Source organism: Cronbergia sp. UHCC 0137, from assembly GCF_034932285.1.
Classification (GTDB): Bacteria; Cyanobacteriota; Cyanobacteriia; order Cyanobacteriales; family Nostocaceae; genus Cronbergia.
Genome location: NZ_JAYGHC010000016.1, coordinates 36415 through 44209, shown reverse-complemented (window position 1 = coordinate 44209; position 7795 = coordinate 36415). Strand labels below are relative to the sequence as shown.

The 7795-nt window shown below is 42.7% G+C and carries 9 protein-coding genes; 7 read left to right on the top strand and 2 right to left on the bottom strand.

Annotation, left to right across the window (positions count from 1 at the left end):
• Nucleotides 1-90 precede the first annotated feature (90 nt).
• Nucleotides 91-1245: a Re/Si-specific NAD(P)(+) transhydrogenase subunit alpha gene (locus VB711_RS10055; RefSeq protein WP_323285774.1), complete on the bottom strand. Its 1155-nt coding sequence runs from the start codon at nucleotides 1243-1245 to the stop codon at nucleotides 91-93.
• Nucleotides 1246-1750: 505 nt separating this feature from the next.
• On the opposite strand from VB711_RS10055, the gene VB711_RS10050 reads away from it, so the two are divergent.
• The 7 genes from VB711_RS10050 to VB711_RS10020 all read left to right on the top strand — a co-directional run bounded on the left by VB711_RS10050 (nucleotide 1751) and on the right by VB711_RS10020 (nucleotide 5729).
• Entirely contained in the window at nucleotides 1751-2260 is a 510-nt protein-coding gene (locus VB711_RS10050) for a DUF2808 domain-containing protein (RefSeq protein WP_323285773.1), read from the top strand.
• Between the two features lie 102 nt (nucleotides 2261-2362).
• A complete protein-coding gene (gene rpmH, locus VB711_RS10045; protein WP_006195534.1) occupies nucleotides 2363-2497 on the top strand; it encodes a 50S ribosomal protein L34 in 135 nt (44 codons plus the stop codon).
• Between the two features lie 24 nt (nucleotides 2498-2521).
• A complete protein-coding gene (rnpA, locus tag VB711_RS10040) occupies nucleotides 2522-2926 on the top strand; it encodes a ribonuclease P protein component (protein ID WP_323285772.1) in 405 nt (134 codons plus the stop codon).
• On the top strand, nucleotides 2913-3302 hold the full coding sequence (locus tag VB711_RS10035) for a PH domain-containing protein (RefSeq protein WP_323285770.1): 390 nt from the start codon (nucleotides 2913-2915) through the stop codon (nucleotides 3300-3302). The genes rnpA and VB711_RS10035 overlap by 14 nt, the downstream gene beginning before the upstream one ends.
• 129 nt (nucleotides 3303-3431) lie before the next feature.
• Nucleotides 3432-4589 carry a membrane protein insertase YidC gene (gene yidC / locus VB711_RS10030; protein WP_323285769.1) on the top strand — a complete coding sequence of 386 codons (1158 nt, stop codon included), beginning with the start codon at nucleotides 3432-3434 and terminating at the stop codon, nucleotides 4587-4589.
• 2 nt (nucleotides 4590-4591) lie between these two features.
• Nucleotides 4592-5131 (top strand): protein jag, encoded by a 540-nt coding sequence (locus VB711_RS10025; protein WP_323285768.1) that lies wholly within the window; start codon nucleotides 4592-4594, stop codon nucleotides 5129-5131.
• An 88-nt stretch (nucleotides 5132-5219) separates the two neighbouring features.
• Nucleotides 5220-5729: a YceD family protein gene (locus VB711_RS10020; protein WP_323285766.1), complete on the top strand. Its 510-nt coding sequence runs from the start codon at nucleotides 5220-5222 to the stop codon at nucleotides 5727-5729.
• 240 nt (nucleotides 5730-5969) lie between these two features.
• On the opposite strand, the gene VB711_RS10015 is transcribed toward VB711_RS10020, so the two are convergent.
• The gene (locus VB711_RS10015) at nucleotides 5970-7436 is read right to left on the bottom strand and encodes a site-2 protease family protein (protein ID WP_323285765.1); all 1467 of its coding nucleotides are present in this window, start codon (nucleotides 7434-7436) and stop codon (nucleotides 5970-5972) included.
• Nucleotides 7437-7795: the final 359 nt, after the last annotated feature.

Here is a 7795-nt window from a genome sequence, read left to right as displayed (position 1 = left end):
CAGAACTGGAAACTTCGACCTCAGAACTGGAAACTTCGACCTCAGAACTCGAAACTCCGACCCCAGAACTCGAAACTCCGACCTTGGAACTTAAACTGCTACCGCTTGCAAGGCATCCTTGACCCGTTGATTACGAATTTCTCCACCATGGGTAACACAAGCAGCGTCCACAATGTCGTCACTGAAATTGATTGCCAAAGCCTTGTCTTTAATCAACAGTTGCATTAACGAAGTGACATTCTTGGCATACAGTTGACTGGCGTGTATTGGCATTGATGAGGGTAAATTAATCGGTCCAATGATGGTGACACCGTTCCAAATAATATCTTTACCAGCTTCCGTACAAGCACAGTTTCCACCTTGTTCCGCAGCCAAATCTACTATGACTGAACCCGGTTTCATTTGTGCCACCATTTCCTCCGTCACCAGTTGGGGAGCTTTTCTGCCTGGTACTTGGGCGGTTGTAATTACCACATCGGAATTTTTGACGTGTTCAGCTACTAATTCCTGGGTACGTTTTTTACTATCTTCCGAAATTTCTTTGGCGTAACCACCAGCGGCCACGGTTTCTTCTTCTAGCTTGACTTCAACGAATTTCGCCCCTAAACTTTGTACTTCTTCCTTCACCGCTGGACGAATATCAAAGGCTTCTACTACTGCTCCTAGTCTACGGGCGGTAGCGATCGCTTGCAATCCTGCCACACCAGCCCCCATAATAAATACTTTAGCGGGAGCGATCGTACCTGCCGCCGTCGTCAACATCGGGAAATACTTCGGTAAGGCCGCCGCCGCAATCAACACGGCTTTATAACCCGCCAAAGACGCTTGGGAAGACAAAGCATCCATACTTTGCGCCCTGGTGGTACGGGGAATCAATTCCATGCTCAAAGCTGTAATTTGGCGATTTGCCAATTGCTGCGCGATTACAGGATTGCCCAAGGGATTGAGAAAGCTAATTAAAACCGCCCCACTCTTAATTAAATCTACTTCAGAGCGTCCATCTTCCCTGACTTGGGGAGGACTAACTTTCAGCAAAACGTCAGCCTCACCCCACAATTTAGCCGTATCACTGGTAATTTTAGCTCCTGCTGCTTCATAGTCAGCATCACTAAAAAATGCCTTTTCCCCAGCCCCAGCCTCTACCCAAACTTCTAAACCTTGTTTGACCAATCGGCCTACGGTGTCTGGAATTAACGCCACACGACGTTCACAAACTTCAATTTCTTTAGCAACTGCTACTCTCATGAATTCTCCTAGAGATGAATACGCGACATCTCCCACTACTAAATCAGTATACCGATTGTAGTGGGGGCTTCCAAGACAATCCGGCTACTGCTTAGGAGACTCTTGGCTTTAAGAACCGGATAACCCCCGGCTCTATTCAAAATATTTATTGCTGCATTTTACGGTTAACAAATTGAAAAATTTCACATAGTTGCAAACAGGGTTACTTATTGCACATACTATGTTGATCATCCGATTTTCCATCTCAGTCTTCAGATTATTTTAGGGATTGAGAAATTTTAGTCAGCTTTTTTGAAAATATTGCAATATTAGTTAACTGTTACCGACGTGATGCAGCCAGATTCAGAAGTCAGGATAAAATTAAACTTTCTAGTTCACCATTTTTCCCGTCCTATGTTCCCTTTGGCACTTTTTTATGTATTTAACGTCCATGATCAAAAATACAGTAGTAAAGTTTAGTAACCAATACTAACACTCATTTACTGATTTCTATAGGAGCTTAATTATGCGACGTTTACTTTCTGCCTTCGCTGTGACTGGTTTTTTACTAACTGGTCTTCCCTCTATCACTTGGGCCCAGGGACAGGGTTTTACCTTGTTCAGTGGTGTAAGAGGCGAAGATCAACTACCTTTCCGGTTTGACTTCGGTGGTCAAACTAACTCTACAGAACGCTACCGTCTGGAAATTCCCGCTAAAAAAATGAAATTGGCAGTTGCCCAATTTGCTATTACTTACCCCAATTATTACAAAGGAATTTTTGATCCTCAAGATATTGAAGTCAGAATTAAAGGGAAAAAAGTTGCCCTCTCTGAGGTGAAATGGGATAAAGAAGGAAAGATTATCCAAATATTTCCCCAAGAACCAGTACCAGCAGGTAGCAAGGTAGAGTTAGTTTTGTCTAATGTCCAAAACCCACCAAACGGCGGAATGTATTATTTTCACTGCCAAGTCCTCTCTCCTGGTGATGTCCCACTACTCCGTTATCTAGGAACTTGGATTTTGAGCATTTCTTGATTAACTTGCCAAAACTTTATCCCTGATTTATCTTTATCGCCCGTAAAGTGATAAAATAGCAGATTGTGAGTTTTTATGAAAATAGTCTAAAAGGAGAACAGTATGCAGAGAACCCTGGGAGGCACCTGCCGCAAGAGAAAAAGAACCTCTGGCTTTCGGGCTAGAATGCAGACACCAACAGGTAGAAACGTGATTAGAGCTAGAAGAAAAAGAGGCCGTCACCGTTTGAGCGTTTAGTACAAATTGGGCGAAAAAGTATCTGTGGCTTTGCCTAAAGCAAATCGACTCAAATCGCGCCATGATTTCCAGGCAGTTTTCCGGGAAGGGATTCGGCGAAATAGTTCTCATTTCACCTTGAGAGCCTTAAAACCTGCACGCTTAAAAGAACCTTCTTTGGATGCTGCCCTGCCAATCACAAATCTGGCTAGTACAAAAATTGGCATTTCAATTAGTACAAAAGTGAGTAAACGCGCAGTAGTGCGTAACCGACTCAAGCGGCAAATTGGGGCAGCGTTGCATCAGTTATTACCCAACTTAGCCCCAGGATGGCGGATAGTGTTGGTTGTGAAGACAAACGCAGTAGAATCGGAGTGCGTAAGCCAACAATTTCTGCAAGAATTAAAGCAGTTGTTGGCACAGACTGAGGTATTCGATGGGAATTCGTGAAGAAGTTTATTATGAAGGCGGACCCCATATAGGGGATTTGATTCTTAATTTGATGATTGGGTTAACGGTGGTGGGCATACCCTTGGCTATTGGCGCAATTGTCAGAGCTTTGTGGCTGCGTTATCGAATTACCGATCGCCGAATTGCGGTGATGGGAGGTTGGCTAGGACGCGATCGCACCGACGTGATTTATTCAGAAGTGGCGAAAATCGTCAAAGTTCCCCGTGGTATCGGCATTTGGGGAGACATGGTGGTGACGATGAAAAACGGTAATCGCATTGAAATGCGGGCAGTTCCCAAATTTCTAGAAGTCTATGATTACATTAACGAAAGAATCATTGCCAAAAACCCCGAATTTAGCACCGCTAAGAAGTAGTTGGCCAAATTTTGGTCAAAATAATATAAATGTGCGGCTATCCGTAGCCATGTCTAGTCGCACATAAATCATGATTTAGATAAATTAGATTCAGTTCAGTTAACAGTAGCTCAGGTTAAATTCACAATAATGGATTTTGGTATCGGGTTTCTCTCAAACAACGTCATGCTGCCGATCATAGACTTCTTCTATGGTTTTTTTCCTAGCTATGGTTTGGCGATCGTTGCCTTGACATTGATAATCCGCTTTGCGCTCTACCCCCTGAGTGCTGGCTCTATTCGCAATATGCGGCGAATGCGGGTTGTCCAGCCTCTGATGCAAAAGCGGATGCAAGAAATTAAAGAACGCTATAAGGATGATCCTCAAAAACAGCAGGAGGAAATGGTTAATGTCCAAAAGGAATTTGGCAACCCCTTAGCCGGATGTTTACCTCTGCTCTTGCAAATGCCAGTATTATTAGCGCTGTTTGCAACCTTGCGGGGTTCACCTTTTTCAGGTGTTAACTACTCGGTGAATCTACAAGTCTTCCCTAGCGAACAAATCGAACAAATTCAGCCCCAAGCCTTTGCTACTCCCCCACAAAATATCTACATTGCTGATGGAGAACATACCAAAATTACCGCCATCTTGCCATCAGGTAATAAGTTGGCTGTGGGAGAAAAAACTAAGATCCAATATCAAACAATCGAAGGTAAACCCTTTGATTTGCTCTTAGCAGAACATCCAGAAACTAAGTTAACTCCTGAATGGAAAATCACCAAGGGCGAAGAGCGGGTTAAAATTGATAACCAAGGCAATATAGAAGCCTTACAGCCAGGAGACGTGACCATACAAGGCTCAATTCCCGGACTGGCAGCAGATAAAGGCTTTCTCTTTATTGATGCTTTAGGTAGGGTGGGTGCAGTTGACCCCGATGGCAAAATACATTGGGACATCGTGGGGATGATTGTTTTCTTTGGCATCAGTCTCTACGTTAGTCAACTACTTTCTGGGCAAAATTCTAGTGGTGGCAATCCACAACAAGATACAGTTAATAAAATCACTCCCGTCATCTTTTCGGGTATGTTTTTGTTCTTCCCCCTGCCAGCCGGGGTGTTGATGTATATGGTGATTGGTAACGTTTTTCAAACCCTGCAAACCTATATTCTTTCCCGCGAACCTTTACCAGAAGCATTGCAAAAGCTGGTAGAAATCCAGGAAAAGGAAAAGGAAAAGGAAACCGCAACCGCAGAACAAAAAACGTTGCCATTTGAACCAAAAAGTTCTAAGAAAAAGGCTACAGGGTGATTATGAGCAACATTTCTATGCAGCATGGTGAACAGTGGTTAAAAACCCTGGTGGAACTGGTTGGTATATCTACTGAAGTTAGGGGCAATTTAGAACCTGCCCCGTTTTTCCATCAAGATTCACCAGCAGGAGAAAATTATTGGTTGACGATTGACTCAGTAAATTTAAGCCCAGAAGAAGTAAGAACTTTGATTGGGACTAATGGTGCTGTGCTGGATGCCATGCAGTATTTAGCAAATTCGGTTCTCAATTTGACTCAACCAGAAGAAGAACAGATTTCCTATACGGTTGAGTTAAATGGCTACCGTGTCAGACGACAGACAGAAGTTCGCAATTTAGCAGAAGCAGCAGCCCAAGAGGTGCGTTATTCTGGTAGAGAAGTAGAAATTAAGTCTCTGAGTTCTGGCGAACGGCGACAAATTCACAACTTTTTTAAGGAGTTTGCTGACTTAGAAACCTTCAGTCGTGGTAAAGAACCCCATCGTCATTTGGTTGTCCGTCCTGCGTCTGAAGTATCAGAAGTTGATGAGTATCAACGTTAATGGTAGGAACCCCCCAGATGTTTCTCTGGGGTGAATCCAAAATCTAAAATTGTTTGACGTTGTTGGTGAGGATATCTCACAAATCATAATGGACGCAATCTTTATTCCGCAGCTAATCCAAGCCCCAGAGCGGACAGAAGAAATTCAAGTGAATGAGTTTTTGCCTGATCTGGAAACTTTGACCCCTGTGCGTGGAGTTGTTCGTGTGCAGCATCAAGGCACTTATTTAGATGTATCTGGTCAGGCCGAAACAATTATTACTTGTACCTGTAACCGTTGTTTGCAACAATATAATCAGCGTTTAGCTGTTAATACTCAGGAAATTATCTGGTTAGATAGAAATGCTAATCAAGCTGAAGACTTACCTTTAGAAAGGGAAGTGGTGATAGAAGATTTAGTGGAAACTTTATCACCTGATGGTGATTTTCATCCTGGTGACTGGTTATATGAGCAGATGTGTTTAGCGATTCCTCACAGGCAGTTGTGCGATCGCAATTGCCCAGGTATTATCAATGCTGTTGCTGGTATAGTTGAGGAGACTATTGATAGTCGTTGGGCTTCGTTGCAAAACCTGAAAAAGCAACTCCCTGATTTGTAAGTTGATAGATATAGCAGGAGTCAGGAGTCAGGAGTCAGGAGTCAGGAGTCAGGAGTCAGGAGTCAGGAGTCAGGAGTCAGGAGTCAGGAGTCAGGAGTCAGGAGTCAGGAGTCAGAATTAAAACTCTCCTGAAAAGGTTGTAGAGACGTTCCATGGAACGTCTCTAAAAAGGTTCTAAGAAACACATATTTGATTTTCACCAGATGTTTAAAGGGTTGAAAATGCTGGATTCCCTGTTGCCTAAAATAAACGAGCGATCGCTTGCGGGAGTGGTAGTATGATTATCAATAATAATCCCATTGCCAGTAATCCCAAAAGATCACGTCCATTGTCTAATTCCGTGACATCATTCATCGCTGGTTCATCAATCAAGGGAATAAATAATAAAATAATTGCCCAGAGCAAAAATTCCTCTTGAATTAAAGAAAGCAATAGTAACAACAAACGAGCAACTTGACCAATTACAATAGCTGTCCGTTGTCCAAACATAGCATGAACAATGTGACCTCCATCTAATTGACCCACGGGCATCAAATTCAAGGCTGTGACAATCAAACCCAAAAACCCAGCTACGGCTACCGGATGTAAATTAATAGCGGAGTTTGTTGTTAATTCACTTCCTAAAGCCAACCTTGAGAGTAAGGCAATTAAAATAGAATAAGACGGGTTGAGGGCATTGGTATTTAAAAATCCTGTTTTTGCCGTTAAAGGTACTACATCAGAATGGCTTAAACCCCATAAAATTAGGGGTAAAGTCACCACAAAACCCGCAATGGGTCCAGCGATACTCACATCAAATAAAGCTTTGCGGTGGGGAATGGGACTTCGCATTTGAATGAATGCACCAAAAGTTCCCAAGAAAAAAGGTACAGGAATAAAATAAGGCAGAGTTGTACGAATTTTATATAACTTGGCTGTAATATAGTGACCAAATTCATGAATACCCAAAATAGTCATTAACCCTAAAGCATAGGGTAAACCTTTAAAGATTAGATTAAAATCAGAATTTAGCTTTGTTGGCTCAATACCAGCAATTTTTACCCCGACTAAAGTAGTAGTCACCAAAGTAGCAGCAAATAATAATAGGGCTAAACCTGGCTTAGTTAACTGTTCTTGATCCTGATTAGTTTTTGATTTAGCAGCTTGGGCATTGGGAACAAGGACAAAAAAGGGCTTACCATTCATCCCTTCTTGAAAGATTACCAGAAAGCGATCGCCAAATTGTCCCTCAATATTAGTTTTAATTCTTTGGTAAGCATTACTGGGTGTAGTTCGTAACTGACCACGACAAATTACCGCTTGAGGTCGATACTCAATATTTTGGATGTAGTATACAGACCAAGGAAAACAATTTCTGAGATTGGTTTCTTCTGCTAACTCAATGGGACGCACTGGTTCTGGTTCTGGTGCAGGACTGTTAGGTAATTGTAATTCTGTCGTTGGGGTGTGGGTATCTGCTGGTAATTGACGACCCCTCTGAAATAAAACCCAATATAAGAGCAAAGAAACAAGAGATGGCCAAATGATCAGCCCTGGTGGGGGTGGTATTTTAGCACCATTAATCAGCGTCCAACCGCTCAAGATAAATGCTGGTGTCATCAATACCAGCCACAACAACCATACGGGAGTTTGGGTGATGTCAGCAACACTGTGACGCACGATTAGATAAGTAGCCAGCCCCAGTAACAGGAGAATCCAAAATGCCATGTTAACTTCACTAATTTGACAAAATACTCTACTGTTGCGCTTTAAGTTCGTAAATTTAGACAGTAGACCGTTTGAAGATTTTACCCAAAAGAACAATAATCAAATCTTTCTTTGGTCAAAAATTAAATCTTGATGATACAGCGCGATTGATCTGAACTGCAAAATTTTTTAGGTTCATTATCTCCATCATACCGTTAATTTAGTTGGATACTTTTGGAGGGCATCCTTTGGGAGGTGAAAAGTCCAACAAAATTGATCGATTTTTCCTCTCCCTGTTGCCCTTTAACTTTCCCTTTCCCTCCCCCGCCTCCCCTGCCTCCCCCGCCTCCCCTGCCTCCCCTGCCTCCCCTGCCTCCCCT

Coding starts and splice junctions, on each gene's coding strand:
- VB711_RS10055 (WP_323285774.1), bottom strand. CDS start 1,245: ATGAGAGTAGCAGTTGCTAAAGAAATTGAAGTTTGTGAACGTCGTGTG.
- VB711_RS10050 (WP_323285773.1), top strand. CDS start 1,751: ATGCGACGTTTACTTTCTGCCTTCGCTGTGACTGGTTTTTTACTAACT.
- rpmH (WP_006195534.1), top strand. CDS start 2,363: ATGCAGAGAACCCTGGGAGGCACCTGCCGCAAGAGAAAAAGAACCTCT.
- VB711_RS10035 (WP_323285770.1), top strand. CDS start 2,913: ATGGGAATTCGTGAAGAAGTTTATTATGAAGGCGGACCCCATATAGGG.
- yidC (WP_323285769.1), top strand. CDS start 3,432: ATGGATTTTGGTATCGGGTTTCTCTCAAACAACGTCATGCTGCCGATC.
- VB711_RS10025 (WP_323285768.1), top strand. CDS start 4,592: ATGAGCAACATTTCTATGCAGCATGGTGAACAGTGGTTAAAAACCCTG.
- VB711_RS10020 (WP_323285766.1), top strand. CDS start 5,220: ATGGACGCAATCTTTATTCCGCAGCTAATCCAAGCCCCAGAGCGGACA.
- VB711_RS10015 (WP_323285765.1), bottom strand. CDS start 7,436: ATGGCATTTTGGATTCTCCTGTTACTGGGGCTGGCTACTTATCTAATC.